The sequence below is a fragment of the Antarcticimicrobium luteum genome, assembly GCF_004358185.1.
Classification (GTDB): Bacteria; Pseudomonadota; Alphaproteobacteria; order Rhodobacterales; family Rhodobacteraceae; genus Antarcticimicrobium; species Antarcticimicrobium luteum.
The window spans coordinates 1-18,394 of record NZ_SMUV01000030.1; the positions used below are offsets into that span (position 1 = coordinate 1).

Genomic DNA, 18,394 nt, shown 5'->3' on the forward strand with positions numbered 1-18,394 from the left:
AAAGGGCAAAAGTGGACGACTTTTACGCCGCCCGCGACAACACTATGCCGTCGCTACCGCGGCCGAGTATTGCTCCGCCGTTCACATGTGGCGGGCTGGGGGGTGCTTCGGTTCGTCTTCGCAGGCGTTTGGATCTTCCGGGGCGCGCCGAACAGGTCGAGCATGGATCATCCGTACTGCAGACCCCGGAAGACCCGGCATCTCCGGTCCGCATGCGGGCAACGCCATGCTCGGCACGGCAAGTTCGATCTTGACGGAACAGGCCGGTCCGAGCCGGTTTACGCCGGAGAGATGACAGGCCGACGGCCTAGCCGGATTTCTTGATGGTCGAGACGTTGTTGAGCACCTTGCGCAGGAACGCAAGAATCTGTTGCTTCTCTTCCTCGCTCACCCCGGCCAGCAGGTTGGCCTCGATCTCGAGCGCGACGCGGAGGATCTCCTCACCCAGTTCGCGGCCTTCCTTGGTCAGTTCGACCTTGAGATCGCGCCGGTTGATGGGCGTGACGACGGCGATCCCCTTGGTCTTAAGTCGGGCCACCGAGCGGCTGACCGCCGCTTTGTCGAGGCCGATATAATCGCATATCTGCGCATTGGTGCCGCCGTCGAATAGACCGAGATAGGCAATGATGCGCCAATCCGTCAGCCCGACGCCAAAACGGGCCAGGTATATGCTGGACGACCGCGATGCGACCTTGTTGTAAACCCATGTAATCAGAGCCGGGAAATAACTGTCGATGTCCCATGTCGACAAGTTCACATTCTCTGACGCCATATCTTTGCTCACAATCTTACCTTGCAGGCCACGGATCCGTTTCCCTGCCTTCACGACCGGCGGTAGCGGGGCATTCGCTCTTTCTAGGGTAGTTTCGATGATACGACAACCTAACCTTCGGCTCTGTGTGCGAAGGCGAACGAGGCCGCCTGCCGACCGTCCGGGCCATAGCGAAAGCGCAACCGCGGTTCCCGCGGGAACCAGATTGGGCGAACAGAATCAGGCTATTGGATCATGTCCGGGGGGCGTCCGCATGCCGTTCGCAGGTCTGCAGACAGCTCGTGGGCACAGCCGGCGCCGAGAGCGAGCCCCTGGGGAGCCCGCCGACAGGATCTGCCAGCACCAGGTCGGACGCTGAGACCACGGCGACGTTGGCCGCAACGGCGCGCGACGGGTGTTGGCGCCGCTTGTGTTGGACCCGCCCGGGTTCGAAATCAGTCCTACCATTTCGGGCCACGCGCGGGGCATGCGAGCTTCGGGGCGGCTAGCATCAAAAGGCCGAAATTGCTATTCAGAATCCGGAGATAGAAACGGATCGCATATGGTTGCCCCGGTACAGAACCCATTGGAAGTGCCTTTCAAGCCGGTCCAGTCGCACCGCAGTTTCGAACTGGTGTGCGAGCGGGTCCGCGAGAAACTGCTTCAAGGCGAATTGAAGCCGGGTGACAAGCTGCCTCCCGAACGCGACCTGGCCCGGCAGTTTGGCGTCAGCCGCAACGTGGTGCGCGAGGCGCTGCGCAGCCTCGAAATCGCCGGCGTCGTCGCGCTCAAGAAGGGAGTGAAGGGCGGGGCCTTCATCCAGGAAGGCGCGGCAAGCTCGATCACGCAGGCCCTGTCCGATCTGATCACCTTGCGTGCGGTGTCGCTGCGGGACCTGTTCGAGGCCCGTATGATGATCCTGGAAATGGTCATCGACCGGGCTTTTTCCGGGCCGGGCGAGGTGGATCTGTCCAGGCTGGATGAGGTGGTCACGCAAACCGCCGAGGCGGCGCGCGACAATGCCATCGCAAGGCGCGTGCAGCTCGCGCGGGAATTCTACCACGAGCTTGCGGCACTCACCGGCAATACCGCGATCATCTTCATGGTTGATGGGCAAACCGAACTGGTCCAGACCTTCCTGCGCTACCGGTTGGGCGAGCTTGATGCCGAAACCCTCATTGCGTCGCGCGAGGCGTTTCTGGGGCACCTGAAAGTGGGGAACACGGACGCGGCCAAGGCGAACCTGCGGGAGCACCTCGACCGCGTCCACACCAATCTCTGGTGACGGTCAGCCAAGCAACCCGCGGTCCCGGAACCCGGCAATATCGGCCTCGGAGAAGCCCAGCAGATCGGTCATCACATGCTCGGTGTGCTCACCGAGCCGCGGCGAGGCCGACCGCAGGACGGTGGGGGTTTTCTCGAAACGATAGGCGGGGCCGTTGTATTTGAGCGTCCCCATTTCCTCGTGATGGAGCGGCCAGAAATGGTCGCGGGCCTCGAGGATCGGATCCTCCAGAAGGTCCGATCCTTTGTAGGCTACCGCCGCCGGCACCCCCGCCGCGCGCAGCCGCTCGGACAGCTCAAATGCATCCTGCGGTGCGGTCAGCGCGGCGATCGCCTCGTCCAGCGAGTCCGGCCCGATTGTCCGTGCTGTATCCAGCCGCTCGGGCGCGCCGAGGGTTTCGCGCAATGCGCGCCACTGAATCTCGGTCTCGCATTCGATGACGATCCAGCGCTCATCGCCGGTGCAGCGATAGACCCCGTGCTGAATCGCACCGTCCTTGCGGTTGCCCGACCGCTGCGCCTCGTGTCCGGTGACCTGGAGGTCGAGCAGCTGCGGCGCGACGAGTTGCACAGTCGCCTCGATCTGCGCCAGTTCGACAAACTGGCCCTCGCCGGTCCGCTCCCGGTGGATCAGCGCAGCCATGAGCGCGGTGAGCGAATAGCGGGGCGAGACGCTGTCGGAATAGGCACCCTTGGGCGTCGCCGGCGGCCGATCCGACCAGCCGGTCATGTGCTGAATGCCTGCCAAGGCCGCGCCTTGCGCGCCGTACCCGGGGTGCCGTGACCAGGGGCCGGTTGCGCCATGCAGCGAGGAGCTGAGCACAATGATCCGGGGATTGATTTTCTTGAGGTCTTCGTAGCCCAGGCCCCATTTCTGCATCGTGCCGGGGCGAAAACTATCGGCGACGATGTCGGCCCATTCGACCAGCGGTCGTATGATGTCGAGCCGGTCCTCGTGGCTCATGTCGACCGCCATCCCGAGTTTGGAGGAATGGAAATCGGCGAAGAAGCCGGATCGGTTGATGCCCGGCTTGTTGTCGATGAAAGGCCCGCCCAGCCGGATCGAATCCGGGTGCTTGAAGCTTTCGACCTTCACGACCGTTGCGCCGTTGTCCGACAATTGCTTGGTGGTGATCGGACCGGCGGCGGCCCACATGAAGTCACAGACCTTCAGCCCGTCAAAGATTCCTTTGCTCACTTTGCCGACTCCGTTTGCTGTGCGTTGATCGCATATGTCGCGGTATGCGCCCCGGCTTTCGGCGCCGGGCGCGGCGCACGCAACGGCGTTTCGGACATCCGCGCCCAATTGGTCGGCAGCTTGACCGACAATTTTCGCAGCGGGTCCTCAAGGACCTGGAAATAATCTCGCGCCGCATGCTGCGGGTTCACAAGAATGTCGCCCAGCGAGTTGATCGGCGCCAGCAGGATACGCTCGGCCACCGCGCGGGTGGTCAACTCTTCCAGCGTCTTGGTCTCGATGAAGCGTTTGATGACATCGGTGACGGTGTCATAATCCTCCTGGCTGATGAAGAACTGGCCGTCACCGTTCCAGTCGCGGCTGGTCAGGATGTCGTCGGTGATCCCGTCCTCGGCCATCCATTTCAGCAGGGCGTCATAGGATTTGATCCGGGCCGAACCGCCGCCGCCGCCGACCGGGCCGAAGACGACGAAACCGTCTTTGCAGGGCCACACGAGACGGGTGAAGAACTGGTTGGCGCGCTCCTTGCGGATCGCCCCGCCGCGCAACTCGTTCAGTTGCAGGATCTGCCAGGCCATGGTGGTGTTCAGAAGCGTCCAGATCACGCACTCTTGCACCGAAACGTCTACCCGCTGTCCTTCACCCGTCCTAAGCGCGTGGTAATAGGCCATGAGTGCGGCATTCGACGCCTCGGCCCCGGCCTGAATGAGCCCGACCGGAACGCCGATGCGCACCGGCGGGCGGTCCACGTCGCCGTTCTGGTAAAGGTGACCGCCAAGCGCCTGAAGCGTCGTGTCCGTCGCCGGCGTATGGTCATAGGCATGGCCCCGCCCGAATGGCAGGATCTCGGCCCAGACGACCGCCGGGTTGGCGGCGCGCGCAATCGCGGCCAGCCGGTCCATCTCTTCCAGGCTCATGCGCTGGAAGTCGGTAACCACGATATCGGCGGTCCTGGCCAGCGCCTCGAAAACGGCAAGACCCGCGTCGGTGGCAAGGTCCGCCGTCACGCTCGACTTGCCCAGGTTGAAGACGATCCAGCTTGCGCTTTCCTCGCCCCCCTCGATCGGGATCAGGGGGAGGTCGCGTCGCGCGGGCTCGCCCCCCTCCGGTTCCAGCTTGATCACTTCGGCCCCGAGGTCTGCGAGCGCTCGCCCGCAGACCGCCCCGGAGAGCGCGGATATTTCGATCACACGTACGCCGGACAGCGCAACTTTGCCGTCGCTCACAATTCGTACCCCAGCGGCTCGCCCAGATCGGCCCGCATCAGCACATTGCCGCTGTCCGCCCAAGGCGTCTCGACCGGCAGCTTCAGCGACAGGGCGCGCACCTTGTAAAGGTCGGGATCGGCATAGCGGTCGGGCAGCTTGCCGGTTTCGGCATAGGCACCGGCCACTTCCAGGAGCATGCGCCGGGTCATGGCGATGCCTGTGTCCGACGTGCAGAGATTTTCCTTGGTCCGGTCATAGACGCGGGCAACGCCGGACTGGCAGGCGGCATCCTGCACCCAGAGGCCCGGCAGGCCAGAGAACCACTTGGTTTTCTGCGAGTCGTAGTCGAACATGTATCCGGTTTCGCGCCGATATTTGGAGATGTAGCGGCCATACGGCACTTCCGGCCCCTGATCGTCGTGACCAGGGTTCGAGTGGTGCCCCGTTTCGCGCCCGTGAAAGCCTTCGGTGAACACCGGGCGGGATTTCGGGTGCAGCGGCTCGTTCGGACGGTAGGAGAACATCAGGCAGAGCGTGGTTTCATCATCGATTGGCACCCAGGCGTGGCCCGAGAGCTCATAGAACTCGTTCGCCTGCGGCGGCACCATGCTGTAGAACGGCATGACGAACTGGTTCACGCGCCAGTAGAGCGTCTTGTCATCCAACTCGCGCCGGGCGGCGATGGACATGCCGAAATCCTGACGGATACATTCGAACCTGGGGCGCAGGTCGCGGGCCTGAACCCACTGGTTGACCGAGCCGCCGCCGTCGATGCGACCATGCAGGATCGCGGCATGGGCGGAGTCGATTTCGCCTTCCAGTGCCTGGAGCCAGTTGCATTCCTGCACCCGGAAGGTGATGACCACGTTTTCGTCCGGAACCATGTTCCATTCGAAATTCGGCAGCGGCGGGCGGTTGTTCGCATCTTCGGGGCCCATATAGGTCCAGACCACGCCGTTGCGTTCGACACAGGGATAGGACTTGATCTTGACCTTTTCCTTCAGCCGCGACCGGACGGGTTCGGCGGGCATGTCCACCACGTCGCCCTTGGTGTTGAATTTCCAGCCGTGATAGACGCAGCGCAGACCGCAATCCTCGTTCCGGCCATAGATCATCGGCGCACCGCGGTGCGGGCAGACCGGGTCGACCAGGCCGACGGAGCCTTCGCTGTCGCGGAAGATGATCATGGTCTCATCCAGGATCTTCACGGTCTGGGGCTGCGCGTTCTTCTCCAGATCGGCGCTGGCGAAGATCGGCAGCCAGTAGTTGCGCATCAGCCCGCCCATTGTGGTGCCGGGACCGACGCGGACGAGGGTTTCATTGTCTTCGTGGGACAGCATGTGGTGTCTCCTTTCAGTGGGTCTTGCGCGTTTCGAAAACTCAGTTTGATCGGCTCTGCCGGTATTCTTCCGGCGACTTGTCCAGAAATGCGGTGACTTCGTCGCCAAGGCCAAGAAACCGCGCCCACCAGCCGGGTGTCGATGTGGCCAGCGGCGGGCGCGGAACGGGCGGGAGGTCGCCCTGTTGCAGGCGTCTCAGGATCTCGGCGAAGCGCATCCGCTCGATCTCAAGAAACACCTGTTCGACATCCAGACCCTGGGCGTGGATATCGCCCAGTTCCGGATAACTCAGGCGGCGCAGCCAATCGCCGCCTTCCACTTCTACAGGTTCGGCCAGAAGCGTGTAGGGGATGTTCAGATAGTCGCGGACAGTCACAGGGGTCATGGGTCTCTCACGCCTCCGGTTCAATCATCAGGAAAGAGGAATCGTCGAACGGGCCATTATGGACGAGGATCGGCCCGACGCCGGCCTGCTGCCGCGCCCCGGCCTTGCCGGTGGCCTGCAAATAGGCCTCGCGCAGGTGGCCCATTCCATGCATCCGGCCTTCGCCCAGGCTGCCGCCGAACGTGTTGAGCGGCAGACGTCCGTCCGCGTTGCCGTGCCCGTCGCGAATGAAGGACCATGCGCTCCCGGGCGGACACAGGCCAAAGCCCTCCAGCCATTCCCAGATCATCGACGAGAAACCGTCGTAAAGCTGGGCCTGCGTGACATCCGCCGCGCTGCGCCCGCTCGTCTCGAACACCGCATTCGGGGTGGTGAAGCCGCTCCAGCCCGTGACCCGGGCGGCCGCCGCGCCAGCGGGCAGATCTGCGGCCCGGCACATGACAAAGGCCATCGCGCCGCAGACCGGCATGTCGCAATCCAGAAGCCCGTGGGGCGTGGCAATCATCGGGGCGGCAAGGTAGTCGTCCAGTCTGACGCTCCGGTCGCGCCAGACTGCATCGGGGTTGTTCGCGGCGTGCCGGCGGGCCAGCGCCACTACTTCGTAAAGATCCGCACGCGTTGCGCCATGGGTCGCCATGTACCGTTGTGCCCGGGTGCCGAAACGCGCGCCCGCCGTGGTGAAGCCGAAGGGTTTGGTGAACTGGTCGTTGCCGAACGCCTGATCGGCCCCGGAGGTCGCGTAGGACAGCCCCGGCAGATTATACATCGCCCTGAGACCGAGCACGAAACGGCTGTTTGCGGCGCTCAGGGCATTGGCGGCGAAGCTCACCATATCGGTCGGGTAGCGGCGGAACAGGTCCGCGCCATATGTGAGCGGCAGGTTCAAGGTGGCGGCGATGGTCTTGAGCGAGATCTCGTCGCCACCTTCGGCATGGGGCGAGCCGGCATTGGTTGCGAAGGGCGCGCCGACATAGCCATCGACATCGTCCGCCGAGATCCAGGCATCCGCAAGCGCGCGCCGGATCGCCTCGACCGACAGGTCGGTAATGGACCGATCCGTCTTGCGCAGGATCTCGGACGCGCCGAAGCCAGCGATGACGACGCCGCCCATCACTCCGCCTCCGACGATCCGACCACCGGAAAACTGAACCCATTCGGGTCCGGACGGAAGGTGAGCGTCAGCGGCGCATCGGGCGCCAGCGTTTCGACCACGCCGTCTTCGTCGAGCGCCACCAACGTCGCCCGCGGGTCTTCCTCCAGCGAGACTTCGACCACCGTCACCGGCGGCTCACGCCCCGGCAGCGCGGCGATGTGGATCCGGCACCACCCCTTGAGCCGCCCGCGCCCCGACAGCGTGACCCAGTCCAGCGCCCCGCTGCGACAGGAGGGGCAGGCGGGTTTCGGCGGGCAGACGATCCGCCCGCACTCCCGGCACTTGGGCAGGGACAACCCGCCCGCCCGCCCGGCATCCCAGAACCGGCGCGTGTCGGCATTCGGACTCGGTTGTGGGCGATGATTCTCCATACTTCTCAACGTATTGCTATGATTTGATCGGACCTTACAAGGGTTCTACCATTAAATCAATACGATGAATCCGATACGACCTTCAACGGCCATCGTGGCGCGGGACACCCATCCCAGCATATCGAGAACCAATCGAATGAAACTTAAGTACTTTAATATCATAAGGTTACATTTGTTGACATTAAAAGGTACTACCTTTTAGAGTATGTAAAATGCGAACAGTGGAGGAGCCAATGCTCGAATCGTTTGATCAATCCGAAGAGCTTCAGATGTTCCGGGAAGCCGTGCGCAAAATGAGCGAGAAGGAATTCGCGCCCATCGCCGCGCAGATCGATGATGAAGACGCCATGCCTGACAAGGTCATGCCGCTTCTGCGCGACATGGGGCTAGTTCAGCTTCAGGTGTCGGAGGCATATGAGGGTCCGGGCGGTACGCTCCTGATGAACTGCATCGCCAAGGAAGAGGTTGCACGCCATTCCTTCGCGGTCTCGCATCTTGTCGGCGCCTGCGATTTCGCCATGGTCCTGCCCCTGCGCGCCTTCGGGACCGAAGAGCAGCGCCGGCACTTCCTGCCGCAAGTGGCGACCGGCAACATCACCGCGGCCATCGGCCTGACCGAGCCGGGCACGGGTTCGGACGTGTCGGGGATCAAGACAACGGCGCGTCGCGATGGCGACCATTGGGTTATCAACGGGCAGAAGACCTTCATCACCAAGGGCGACACCGCCAAGTTCATCAATGTGATCGCGCGGACCAGCGAAGGGACACGGGGCGGCGGCCTGTCGTCCTTTCTGGTGGAACAGCGCACGCCCGGGCTGACCATCGGCGGCGCGGTCCGCAAGATGGGCCTGCGCGGGATCAAGTCCGTGGACCTGTTCTTCGATGACCTGCGTGTGCCGGCCGAGAACATGATCGGCGCGGAGGGTCAGGGCTTCAAGAACACCATGCACTGCCTCAACTACAACCGTCCCACCGTCGCCGCCTCGGCGCTCGGTCTGGCCCAGGGTGCGCTCGACGCCGCCGTCGCCTATGCGAATGAGCGCGAACAGTTCGGGCAGAAAGTCATCCAGTTTCAAGCCATCGGCCACAAGCTTGCCGAGATGCGGATCCAGATCGAGGCGGCGCGCGCGCTGCTCTACCGGGTCTGCGCACTGGCCGACAGCGGCGCGACCAACGGGTTGGCTGAAATGGCTTCCTGCGCCAAGGCGTTCGCCAGCAACACCGCGATGCAGGTCACGACCGAGGCTGTGCAGGTCTTTGGCGGCGCCGGATACCTGTGCGACAACCCGGTCGAACGGATGATGCGCGATGCCAAGGTGACCCAGATCTACGAGGGCACGACCGAGATCCAAAAGCTCATCATTGCACGCTCGATGGTGGCTTGAGATGGGTCCGCTCGCGTCGCTGCGGATCGTCGAGTTCGAAGGGCTCGGCCCGGCGCCCTTTGCCGCAATGACCCTGTCAGATCTTGGCGCGCGCGTCACCCGCATCACGCGGGCGGGCGCGCGCACCAGGCCGCCGACGTTCCTGAACCGGGGACGCGATGATGTGCCGCTCGACCTGAAGACCGAGGCGGGGATCATAGACGCGATGGCGCTGATCGCCGAGGCGGATGTGCTGGTGGAAGGGTTCCGGCCCGGCAAGATGGAAAGTCTCGGTCTCGGCCCCGCCGATTGCGCCGGGCTGAACCCGAAACTGGTCTACGCCCGGATGACAGGCTGGGGGCAGGCGGGGCCGCTGGCCCATCTGGGTGGGCATGACATCAATTATCTCGGCCTTTCCGGCGTGCTCAGCCTCTTGGGTGAACCCGACCGGCCCCCGCGCGCGCCGCTGAACCTGATCTCCGATTTCGGCGGGGGCGGGATGTACCTGGCACTCGGGATCCTCGCGGCGGTGATGCAGGCGCGGGAGACCGGGACGGGTTGCATCGTCGATGCCGCCATGGTCCATGGCACCGCCCATCTCGCCTCGATGCCACAGGCATGGATGGCGGACGGGCGCTGGCGTGGTGGGCGGGGGGACAACGTCCTCGATGGCGGTGCGCCCTTCTATCGCTGCTATGTCACCGCCGATGGTGGCTACATGGCGGTGGGCGCGCTGGAGCCCGTGTTCTTTCGGGCCCTGGTCGAAGCGCTGGACCTCGACCGCGCCTATCTTGACGGTCAGAACGACCGCAGCCTGTGGCCGCTGATAGAAGCCGACATCGCCGAACGGTTTGCGGGCAGAAACCGTGACCACTGGACCGCCGTGTTCCGGGAGATCGATGCCTGCGTTTCGCCGGTACTGTCGATGGCCGAAGCCCAGGCGCACCCGCAGATGCAGGATGTGTTCGCAATGCGCGACGGTGTTCTGCAACCGACACCCGCGCCCCGCATCCTACCCCTCGCCTGACGGGTCGGGCAGGGCAGGGCGCCTGCGCCCATCGGGTCGGCGGCACCCGATCGGGGACGGCCAGGGCCTGGGGCGGCGATCACGGCGTCGAGATCGCCTGGGTCCCGCCCGGATCACCGCGTGGTCGAGTGGAGCGCCTCGTTCATCAGCTCGGCCAGATCGGCCGGCTGGGTCACCACGCTGCCATGGGCCGGGGCGATCCGGCGCGGCGGGTAGGCGGCGAACAGCCGCTCCATCTCGCCGATAAGCCCCTCTTTCTCGGCAAAGCGCGTCCAGTATAGCGCCAGGTCGAGCACCTGTTTGCTGTCGGCGACCGTGGGCGGGGTCGGCAGTTCGTCCGAGAAGAGCGTGCATTCCTCGGTCTCGTAATGCGAGAACCCGAAGGCGTCCGACACGAACATGGTTGCGGTCAGATCGTCCCAGGCCCAGAGCGTGTTGGGCAGGTCGTGGATGATCGCAGGCAGGAACGTGATGGTGCGCCCGCCCAGGTCGATGCTGTCGCCCGCCGCAACCGTATGGAATCGGCCTGCCGCGAACGCCTCGGGATAGGCGAGGTGGAAATTGCGCACATCGCCGACGACCTGCGCCTCGGGAAAGGCGTCGAGTAGCCCGCCCAGATTGCCCGCATGGGGATATTCCTCATGGGTCGGGAAGATGAAGAGCTTGCGGTCGCCAAGATGGGCGCGGACATAGTCGGCCGTCGGCGCGGCGTCCTTGGCGTGGCTGGTGTCCACGATCAGCGCCGCTTCGTCGCCCAGCACCAGATAGGCCGTGCCGTGGGAGTGGAACGACCGACCATACATCTGCGCATGGAAACAGCCGCCCAGCAGGTGCATTCCGTCGCCCATGTCGCGGGTGTTGAAACCGGAGTAAATCATGCGATTGGTCGCCACGACGCTCTGATCCTGCGCGCCGGGTTGCGGCTGGGCCGCCGGGGCCGCGGGCCGGTTGCGGCCCAGATCGCGCAAAACGTCCAGAAGCACGGACTGATAGAGCTTCACCGCTTCCGCGCCCACGATGGGGCAACCGCGCGACGGTGCGAGAATATCGACCTCCAGCCTCGAAAACAGCGCCTCGAGCCCGTCGATGATCTCGGTCAGGTTCGAGAACGTCAGCCAGTCGAATTTGGCAAGGAGATGCCGGCGCATCCGGTCATGGAGGGTGGTTCGCACGGGAACATCCCGCATCACCGGTTCGGCGCCCTGCCCATGGGTCGCCGAGGAAAAGATGTCGGAGGTGAACAGGGTCCGGGTGCCGTTGTCATAATACCAGATCGTCGACAGGAGCCTCAGCGGTGTCTGCACCGGCTCAAGCCAGTGATCCGGGCCGAGCATGATACGGGTGCCGGGCAGGGCAGGGTGCTGATCCACCCCGAAGCTTTTCATGTGCAGATGCGCGCTTGCATCGTCGAAAAAGTCGAGCGGATTGATGACGCCAGGAGTATAGGCCGTCTCGACCCCGTAAGCGGTCACCAGATTCGGCAGGTTCGAGATTACGTCCGGCTCGTTCCGCGTCACCGCGACCCTCGTGACCTTTTCACCCTCGCACAGAAGCCGCGCAAGCTGCGCCGCAATGGTGTCGCGATGCGCCGCCACACCCGCCTCAACCAGCGCTACCCCCTCGCGACCACGCAGAAAATAGGCATTGAGGGGCTCGCATTGCCCGTGGAACGAGGGATCGCGCCAGCTGATCCGCCCGTCGATTTCGACGCTATCGCCCAGAAGGTGAAGGGTTTCGCCGTCGAGCGAGACAGGCAAGTCATTAACTCTGCACTTTTTCATTCGTCTTTCACCTCCCCGTATCAGACCGCGAACGAGGCGGCGCGCACGAACCACCTCCCCCAAAAACCGGGGGATTGAATTGACATTTCGGGCAAATGAGTTTTTGGTTGGACCATGCGCCAATTCAATTGCGCAACACTTTAATGTTGAACTATCAACATTAAAACTTGGTAGGGTCAAGTGAATCGCCGACGGGCGGAGAGGGAGGATAGTCTTGATATTTGATCAACCGGCGTGGGTTCGGTGGATCGTGCGCATCAATCTTGGGGTTGGTGGTCTGGCGATCGTCGCAATGCTGGTTCACATCATCATTGATGTGACCGCGCGGCACCTGTTCAACATCGCGGTGCAGGGCACGCTCGAGATCGTGTCTTTCTACTACATGGTCGGGCTCGTCTACCTGGCGATCCCGCTTGTGCAGGCGCGCGACGACCATATCTTCGTCGAGCTCTTCACGGTGAACACCTCGCCGAAGCGGCAGGATGTGATGGATGCGGTGATCCGTGTCTTCTCGGCCGCGCTGTTGCTGTTATTTGCCTGGGTGACGGTGCAGGAAGCGCTGCACCAGACCTCGATCGGCGCGGTGGTCGAGGCCGGGACAGATACCGTTCCGGTCTGGCCGACCCGCTGGCTTATCCCGCTGTCGATGGTTTCGACCGCAATCCTCTGCCTCTGGCAGTCTGCATATCTTTTCCGCCATGCCGGCGAACGACGCGAATCCCAGGGCGAGGAACATACTTATGGATAACGTCCTGATCGGCTGTCTTGGCCTTGGCGCGATCCTTGTTTTGCTGGCTCTCAGGGTGCCCATCGCGATCACCCTGATCAGCGTGTCGCTGGCCGGGATCTACAGCATCGTGGGCGAACGCGCCGCGATCGGCTCGCTCAAGACGATACCGTATGAATTCGTGGCGCATTGGTCGCTTTCGGCGATCCCGATGTTCCTGCTCATGGGGGCGGTTGCCTTCAATGCGGGCATCGTCAGCTCGATCTACAAGGCCGCGCGACTATGGCTTGCGGGATTACCCGGCGGCCTTGCCATCGCGTCGAACTTCGCTTGTGCGGGCTTCGCCGCCGCCTCGGGTTCCTCGGTCGCCACGTCCAGCGCCATGGGCCGGATCGCCGTACCCGAGATGCTGAAGTTCAAATACGACAAGGGGCTTGCCACCGGCGTCGTGGCCGCGGCCGGCACGCTTGGCTCGCTGATCCCTCCCTCGATCCTGATGGTGCTCTACGGCACCTTCGCCGAGGCCTCGATCTCGAAGCTGATGATTGCGGGGATCATTCCGGGCATTCTGACCGCCGGCATTTATGCGGTGATGATCGCCGCCCGGTGCAAGATCAATCCCGAGTTGGCCCCGCCGGTGGACTTCAAGCCGAGCTGGAACGAACGCTTCGCCTCGCTTCGGGACGTGTGGCCCATGCCGCTTCTCATCCTGGGCGTTATCGGCGGGCTCTATTCCGGCATCGTCACCGCGACCGAGGCCGGTGCGCTGGGCGCCTTCCTGTCCATCGTGATCGCCGCGGGCTACCGCCGGCTGACCTGGGACGTGATGCTGCAAAGCATCAAGGACACGCTCTACGGCACCGGCGTGATCTTCTTCGTCTCCATCGGCGCCGTACTCCTGTCCCGCTTCATCGCCCTGTCTGGCATTCCCTTCGCGATGATCGACTTTGCCGAGCATTTCGGCGTACAGGGCTACGGGATCGTGCTGTTCTGTGGCGTCGTCTTCCTGATCCTCGGCATGTTCCTGGACCCGATCGGGCTTCTGCTGATCGCGCTCCCGGTCTTCCTGCCGATGATCGAGGCGTCGGGCTTCGACCTGATCTGGTTCGGCATCCTCGTCATCAAGTTCGTCGAGATCGGCCTGATCACCCCGCCGGTCGGCCTGTCCGTCTACACAATCAAGGGCGTCGTCGGAAACACCGTGCCGCTGGGGACGATCTTCAAGGGCATCCTGTGGTTCCTGGCCTGTGAACTGCTGGTCGTCGTCCTGCTCGTCGTCTTTCCCAAGATCAGCCTCTTCCTGCCGGGGCTGATGCAATGACCGAAAACTTGACCCACGCAAAACCGAACAATCTGGAGAGGAGAAACCCATGCGTACCAAACTGATCCTGGCCGCTGCATTAGGCACCGGCCTCGCGGTCCCGGCCATGGCCGAGACCTACAACTATGCAACCTTCGCACCGCCCGCGTCGTCGAACAACACGCTCGCGCTCGAACCGGCCTTCGCCAAGATCGCCGAAGAGAGCGGGGGCTCCATCGAGTTCAAGCTCTTCGCCGGTGGCCAGCTTCTGGGCGGGCGCGAGATGCTCGGCGGCCTGCGAGACGGGATCGCCGATGCGGGCTTCGTTGCGCCCAGCTACTTCATCTCGGAACTGCCCAACGCGGCGATGCTGTCTGACATGATGCCCTTCGGCGGTGATCCGGTCGCGGTGGCGGGCGCGATGCTGGAGACCATGTTCTTCGACTGTCCCTCCTGCATGGCGGACTACACCGACAACAACCTGGTCTATCTCGGCGGTCAGGTGCCCACGCCCTATCGCATGCTTTGCTCAAGCGAGCTAGACGGTTCGGCGGACTCGCTCAAGGGTCTTCGGATGCGCAGCGGCGGCACTGCCATGTCGCGCACCGCGGAAGCGCTCGGCGGGATTGCCGTGTCGATGCCCGCGGGCGACATGTACGAGGCGATGGAGCGTGGGCAGCTTGACTGCATCGTCGGCCCGACCGCCTGGCTCAAGCAATACAGCCTTGCCGAAGTGGTGAAGACCGTGATCGAAGAGCCGCTGGGCGTCCTCGCGGGCCTTGGCCTAGTCACGTTCAACAGGCAGTCCTGGCACGACCTCGGCGAAGAAGGCCAGCAGATGGTCCTGCGCCAGATGCCCTTCATCGTCGCCCAGTCCACCGTCACAGGCTTTATCGGCGATGACGAGCGCGCCAAGGAAACGGCCATCGCCGACCATGGCGTGAACTTCGTCCAGGGCGAAGAGTCGATGAAGGCCGCCCTTCAGGCCGCCAATGACGCGGCCCGCGACATCATCTTGGCGGAAGCCGCCGAACGCGGTGTCGAAGACGCGCAGGCGATCATGGACGCCTATGTTGCCAACCTCGAAAAATGGCGCGCGATCTCGGAGGAGCAGATCAAGGGCGATGCCGCTGTGCTGGAGCAGGTGCTTTGGGACGAAATCTACAGCAAGGTCGATCTTTGATCTGACGGACTTCAATCGGATTGGAAGAGGGCGCTTCGGCGCCCTCTTTCTTTGTGTCAGTAGACGATCAGGAACCCGATGGAGGCGATGACGAGGATTGCGACCGCCGTCGCGCCGTTCCACCGCAGCCCGACCTGCGAAGCCGGGCGGTCGAGCGCACCTGACGCGATGGCGATGGTCGCCGTCATGGGAGACACGATCACCGCACAGGACCAGCCGATGAGCGCGGCCAGCATGAACATCGCATCCGGCATGTCGATGCCGACCCCGGCAATCGCCGCCACGAAGAGCGTTCCGGTGATGACCGGGCTGATCCCGACCATGGACAGGGCAAGGATCAGCCAGGCCACGACCACCGCCAGTACGCCCGCCGAAAACCCGGCCTTCAGCACGATAGCTTCCACAACGCTCGCGGGCACCATGGCGGCAAGGGCGAGGCCGACGAAGCCCGATGCGGTCATCACGCAGATCTCGCTGGTCGAGCGGGGGAGGAGACGTATGGTCTCACCCCCCATCCGGGCCAGCGACGCGCCCGGTGAAACGGCCCCCCGGTTCGCCAGCATCCACAGCACCGCGTAGCTCGGCACGATGATCAGGATCGCCGCGCGCAGCGGAACGCCCAGAAAATGCTCGGCGAGCCCGGCAGCCCCCGCGATGACGACGAGAACAAGGACAAGGCCGAGGAGGTCCTGAAGCCGTCCCCGACCGCTCTTCGCCGGAGGCACGTTCCTGGCCCGCGGCTCCAGCAGGTCAAAGGCCCAGGAGACGGCGAGGTAGAAGGCCAGCGCGCTCAGCCCGTAGGGCAGGAAGCCAAACCAGGTCAGGCCGGGGAAGATCGGGAGCAGCAGGTTGATCGCCACCCCCAGCGGGGACCAGTAGATGCCGGGCGCAAAGCCGCGCAGGATCGCGTTCACCACCCGGCGGGTCTGAATCTCGCGCACCCGCTCGTTCGGCGCGGTGGCGTTCACCGTGCGCAGCGCGATGTTCAGAAGCAGGAGGAAGCCGCCGACATTCAGCAGCACGCCGAAAATCTGGCTGCCGATGGCAAGCAGCCCGAAGCGGCGCGAGGGGGGCTGCTCGACGACGAAATGCCCGGCCCCGGTGACCATGGGCGACCCTTCGGCGGCAACCCGCAGCACCGTCATCACCGCGACCAGCACGGGCAGGTACATGGTGCGCGAGGCGATGACCTGGAATTCTGCCCAGCTCACGCCGACCGCGATGCAGCCGATCACCACCACTGCGGACATGGCCAGCATAATCCGCGCATTGGGTTTCAGCCCGCGCCAGCCGACCAGCACGAAGGTCAAGACCAGAATCAGCGCCGGCCCCGCCAGCGCATGTTGCCCGGTCACCAGGTCGATGAAGGCAAGCACGATGGCGGGCAGGATCAACGCAATGGGAATCGCGCCCCGAAGCCCGGTTCCATCTGGCGTCGGGTCCGACATCATCGTCCAATAACTCGCCTTTGGTCATGCCTTTCCAACCAGGAAAGAAGCGTCGAAAAATCCGCCATGTTTCTTTGTTTTATCATATCTTCCCGCCCATCTCGCAGGACGGTTCCAGCTTGCGATCAAATGGACCTACCATTAGAGTTTAGCGGGAACCGAGGGAGAATAAAATGACTGATGCACCAAAGGCGCCGTTCCGGGTGATCGATTTTTCACAGGTCATGGCGGGGCCTTTCTGCACCCGGCTCCTTGCCGATGTCGGTGCGGAGGTCATCAAGGTCGAACCCGAAGGCGGCGAATCCATGCGCGGCCGTCCTCCGGTGCGCGACGGTGCGTCCTCCTATTTCGGGGCGCTGAACGCGGGCAAGCGCAGCGTCACGCTCGATCTGAAATCCGAGGAGGGGCTGGCCCGGGCCCGCGCGCTCATCGCCTCGGCGGACGTGGTGGTGGAAAACTTCCGACCGGGCGTGATGGCGCGCCTCGGTTTGGGTTGGGACAGGCTGTCCGAGCTGAATCCGCGCCTGGTGTATTGCGCGATCTCGGGCTTTGGCCAATCCGGTGCGGCGGCGACCCGACCGGCCTACGCGCCGATGATCCACGCGGCCTCCGGTTTCGACCTCACACTGATGGGCTTCGATCCCCCGGCCAACCGCCCGGCTCCCACCGGCATGTTCTTTGCCGATGTGCTGGCAGGCGTCTTTGCCTGGGGTGCGATCCAGGCCGCGCTCCTGGAGCGTGAACGCTCGGGGCTGGGGCAACTTGTCGATGTCGCGCTGATGGATTGCATCCTGTCGATGATGGTCTATGAGGTACAGGAGGTGCAATTCCCGCAAGCCAATCCGCGCCATGTCTACGTGCCGGTGAAAACCACTGACGGCTTCATCGTGACCGTGCCGCTCAGCGACAAGAATTTCCAGGGACTTCGAACCATGCTGGGCGATCCTGACTGGGCCAAGGACCCGATATACGCGACCGCCGTCGGGCGGCAGACCCACTGGGCCGAGATGATGGTCGAGATTGAAGCGTGGACCCGGTCGCGCAGCGGCGACGATTGTGTCGCGGCACTCATGGCCGCAGGTGTCCCGACCTCCCGGTACAGGACGGTAGCCGAGGCGTTGACCAGCGACGAGGCGCGCGAGCGTGGTATCCTGGCACCGGTCATCGACGCGTCGGGCGAGTTCAAAGTGCCGAACCCGCCGTTCAAATTCTCCCGCTCAAGAGCCCATGTGGGTAACCGCGTGCCTGAGGTGGGCGAAGGCAACGACGAGTTCTTCGGCTGACCTTTCGGCCTGCCCTGGGTGCGGTGCTTGAGGCACCGCACCCAGGCCGCAATGGCTCCTGGCATTCTCATCCCAGCGGGGCTAGGCGTCTTCGGACGCGCGCGATTTCCGTCCGACGAAACCGAACAGGTGGCCGGCGATCTTGCGCATCTGGATCTCTTCCGAACCTTCGGTGATCCGGTAGCGACGGTGGTGGCGGTAGATGTGTTCGAACGGCTTATGCCGCGAATACCCCATGCCGCCGTGGATCTGCATCGCCCGGTCAGCCACCTCGCAGACCAACCGATTGGCCCAGTAGTTGCACATCGACACCTTGTCGGACAACGTCCTGGCGATTTCGGTAGCGGGCATCCGGTCCATTTCCCAAGCGGTCTTGCGGATCAATTGCCGCAGCATCTCGATCTGCGTCGCGGCCTCGACAAGTGGCCACTGGATTGCCTGGTTGACCGAGAGCGGCTTGCCGAACGGCGCGCGTTCCTTGGCATATTTCACACTTTCGGCAAGGTGTGAACGGCGGAGCAATACTCGGCCGCGGTAGCGACGGCATAGTGTTGTCGCGGGCGGCGTAAAAGTCGTCCACTTTTGCCCTTT

The 18,394-nt window shown here is 63.7% G+C and carries 17 protein-coding genes; 7 read left to right on the plus strand and 10 right to left on the minus strand.

Going from position 1 to position 18,394, the window contains the following annotated elements:
* Positions 1 to 307: 307 nt before the first annotated feature.
* Positions 308 to 784, minus strand: coding sequence for a MarR family winged helix-turn-helix transcriptional regulator (locus E1832_RS00845; protein ID WP_127600739.1), 477 nt, complete (start codon positions 782 to 784; stop codon positions 308 to 310).
* A 529-nt stretch (positions 785 to 1,313) separates the two neighbouring features.
* On the opposite strand from E1832_RS00845, the gene E1832_RS00850 reads away from it, so the two are divergent.
* On the plus strand, positions 1,314 to 2,036 hold the full coding sequence (locus E1832_RS00850; protein ID WP_165978760.1) for a FadR/GntR family transcriptional regulator: 723 nt from the start codon (positions 1,314 to 1,316) through the stop codon (positions 2,034 to 2,036).
* Between the two features lie 3 nt (positions 2,037 to 2,039).
* Here the strand turns inward: E1832_RS00850 and E1832_RS00855 are convergent, their stop codons facing one another.
* From E1832_RS00855 to E1832_RS00880, 6 genes are read right to left on the minus strand one after another with little or no spacing between them, the layout of a single operon-like run.
* Positions 2,040 to 3,233, minus strand: coding sequence for a CaiB/BaiF CoA transferase family protein (locus E1832_RS00855; RefSeq protein WP_133357881.1), 1,194 nt, complete (start codon positions 3,231 to 3,233; stop codon positions 2,040 to 2,042).
* Positions 3,230 to 4,459: a CoA transferase gene (locus tag E1832_RS00860; protein WP_165978761.1), complete on the minus strand. Its 1,230-nt coding sequence runs from the start codon at positions 4,457 to 4,459 to the stop codon at positions 3,230 to 3,232. The genes E1832_RS00855 and E1832_RS00860 overlap by 4 nt, the downstream gene beginning before the upstream one ends.
* The gene (locus E1832_RS00865) at positions 4,456 to 5,781 is read right to left on the minus strand and encodes a Rieske 2Fe-2S domain-containing protein (protein ID WP_133357882.1); all 1,326 of its coding nucleotides are present in this window, start codon (positions 5,779 to 5,781) and stop codon (positions 4,456 to 4,458) included. The genes E1832_RS00860 and E1832_RS00865 overlap by 4 nt, the downstream gene beginning before the upstream one ends.
* Before the next feature lie 40 nt (positions 5,782 to 5,821).
* Entirely contained in the window at positions 5,822 to 6,166 is a 345-nt protein-coding gene (locus tag E1832_RS00870; protein ID WP_206020969.1) for a hypothetical protein, read from the minus strand.
* 7 nt (positions 6,167 to 6,173) lie between these two features.
* Positions 6,174 to 7,277, minus strand: a complete 1,104-nt coding sequence (locus tag E1832_RS00875) for a thiolase family protein (protein WP_127600729.1) — start codon at positions 7,275 to 7,277, stop codon at positions 6,174 to 6,176.
* The gene (locus E1832_RS00880) at positions 7,277 to 7,690 is read right to left on the minus strand and encodes a Zn-ribbon domain-containing OB-fold protein (RefSeq protein WP_127600727.1); all 414 of its coding nucleotides are present in this window, start codon (positions 7,688 to 7,690) and stop codon (positions 7,277 to 7,279) included. The genes E1832_RS00875 and E1832_RS00880 overlap by 1 nt, the downstream gene beginning before the upstream one ends.
* Positions 7,691 to 7,923: 233 nt before the next feature.
* On the opposite strand from E1832_RS00880, the gene E1832_RS00885 reads away from it, so the two are divergent.
* The gene (locus E1832_RS00885; protein ID WP_127600725.1) at positions 7,924 to 9,075 is read left to right on the plus strand and encodes an acyl-CoA dehydrogenase family protein; all 1,152 of its coding nucleotides are present in this window, start codon (positions 7,924 to 7,926) and stop codon (positions 9,073 to 9,075) included.
* 1 nt (position 9,076) lies between these two features.
* The gene (locus E1832_RS00890; protein ID WP_127600723.1) at positions 9,077 to 10,081 is read left to right on the plus strand and encodes a CaiB/BaiF CoA transferase family protein; all 1,005 of its coding nucleotides are present in this window, start codon (positions 9,077 to 9,079) and stop codon (positions 10,079 to 10,081) included.
* Positions 10,082 to 10,194: 113 nt separating this feature from the next.
* Here the strand turns inward: E1832_RS00890 and E1832_RS00895 are convergent, their stop codons facing one another.
* Positions 10,195 to 11,862, minus strand: coding sequence for an oxygen-binding di-iron domain-containing protein (locus tag E1832_RS00895; protein ID WP_165978762.1), 1,668 nt, complete (start codon positions 11,860 to 11,862; stop codon positions 10,195 to 10,197).
* 250 nt (positions 11,863 to 12,112) lie between these two features.
* On the opposite strand from E1832_RS00895, the gene E1832_RS00900 reads away from it, so the two are divergent.
* Genes E1832_RS00900 through E1832_RS00910 form a run of 3 tightly spaced genes read left to right on the plus strand, consistent with a single transcriptional unit; the run spans position 12,113 to position 15,072 of the window.
* A complete protein-coding gene (locus tag E1832_RS00900; RefSeq protein WP_133357884.1) occupies positions 12,113 to 12,610 on the plus strand; it encodes a TRAP transporter small permease in 498 nt (165 codons plus the stop codon).
* On the plus strand, positions 12,603 to 13,910 hold the full coding sequence (locus E1832_RS00905; RefSeq protein WP_133357885.1) for a TRAP transporter large permease: 1,308 nt from the start codon (positions 12,603 to 12,605) through the stop codon (positions 13,908 to 13,910). The genes E1832_RS00900 and E1832_RS00905 overlap by 8 nt, the downstream gene beginning before the upstream one ends.
* Before the next feature lie 49 nt (positions 13,911 to 13,959).
* Complete coding sequence (locus E1832_RS00910) at positions 13,960 to 15,072, plus strand: C4-dicarboxylate TRAP transporter substrate-binding protein (protein WP_133357886.1); 1,113 nt, start codon at positions 13,960 to 13,962, stop codon at positions 15,070 to 15,072.
* A 56-nt stretch (positions 15,073 to 15,128) separates the two neighbouring features.
* On the opposite strand, the gene E1832_RS00915 is transcribed toward E1832_RS00910, so the two are convergent.
* Positions 15,129 to 16,520 (minus strand): hypothetical protein, encoded by a 1,392-nt coding sequence (locus E1832_RS00915; RefSeq protein WP_133357887.1) that lies wholly within the window; start codon positions 16,518 to 16,520, stop codon positions 15,129 to 15,131.
* A 173-nt stretch (positions 16,521 to 16,693) separates the two neighbouring features.
* Here E1832_RS00915 and E1832_RS00920 point away from each other — a divergent pair, with 173 nt between their 5' ends.
* Entirely contained in the window at positions 16,694 to 17,803 is a 1,110-nt protein-coding gene (locus E1832_RS00920) for a CaiB/BaiF CoA transferase family protein (protein ID WP_133357888.1), read from the plus strand.
* 81 nt (positions 17,804 to 17,884) lie between these two features.
* On the opposite strand, the gene E1832_RS00925 is transcribed toward E1832_RS00920, so the two are convergent.
* Positions 17,885 to 18,394 (minus strand): acyl-CoA dehydrogenase family protein (locus E1832_RS00925; RefSeq protein WP_133357889.1); only part of this gene is annotated, 510 nt, incomplete at its 5' end.

What these genes read in the sequence shown, in the direction of transcription:
- E1832_RS00850 (WP_165978760.1), top strand. Translation starts at nt 1,314, where the DNA reads ATGGTTGCCCCGGTACAGAACCCATTGGAAGTGCCTTTCAAGCCGGTC.
- E1832_RS00865 (WP_133357882.1), bottom strand. Translation starts at nt 5,781, where the DNA reads ATGCTGTCCCACGAAGACAATGAAACCCTCGTCCGCGTCGGTCCCGGC.
- E1832_RS00870 (WP_206020969.1), bottom strand. Translation starts at nt 6,166, where the DNA reads ATGACCCCTGTGACTGTCCGCGACTATCTGAACATCCCCTACACGCTT.
- E1832_RS00875 (WP_127600729.1), bottom strand. Translation starts at nt 7,277, where the DNA reads ATGGGCGGCGTCGTCATCGCTGGCTTCGGCGCGTCCGAGATCCTGCGC.
- E1832_RS00880 (WP_127600727.1), bottom strand. Translation starts at nt 7,690, where the DNA reads ATGGAGAATCATCGCCCACAACCGAGTCCGAATGCCGACACGCGCCGG.
- E1832_RS00885 (WP_127600725.1), top strand. Translation starts at nt 7,924, where the DNA reads ATGCTCGAATCGTTTGATCAATCCGAAGAGCTTCAGATGTTCCGGGAA.
- E1832_RS00890 (WP_127600723.1), top strand. Translation starts at nt 9,077, where the DNA reads ATGGGTCCGCTCGCGTCGCTGCGGATCGTCGAGTTCGAAGGGCTCGGC.
- E1832_RS00895 (WP_165978762.1), bottom strand. Translation starts at nt 11,862, where the DNA reads ATGAAAAAGTGCAGAGTTAATGACTTGCCTGTCTCGCTCGACGGCGAA.
- E1832_RS00905 (WP_133357885.1), top strand. Translation starts at nt 12,603, where the DNA reads ATGGATAACGTCCTGATCGGCTGTCTTGGCCTTGGCGCGATCCTTGTT.
- E1832_RS00910 (WP_133357886.1), top strand. Translation starts at nt 13,960, where the DNA reads ATGCGTACCAAACTGATCCTGGCCGCTGCATTAGGCACCGGCCTCGCG.
- E1832_RS00915 (WP_133357887.1), bottom strand. Translation starts at nt 16,520, where the DNA reads ATGTCGGACCCGACGCCAGATGGAACCGGGCTTCGGGGCGCGATTCCC.
- E1832_RS00920 (WP_133357888.1), top strand. Translation starts at nt 16,694, where the DNA reads ATGACTGATGCACCAAAGGCGCCGTTCCGGGTGATCGATTTTTCACAG.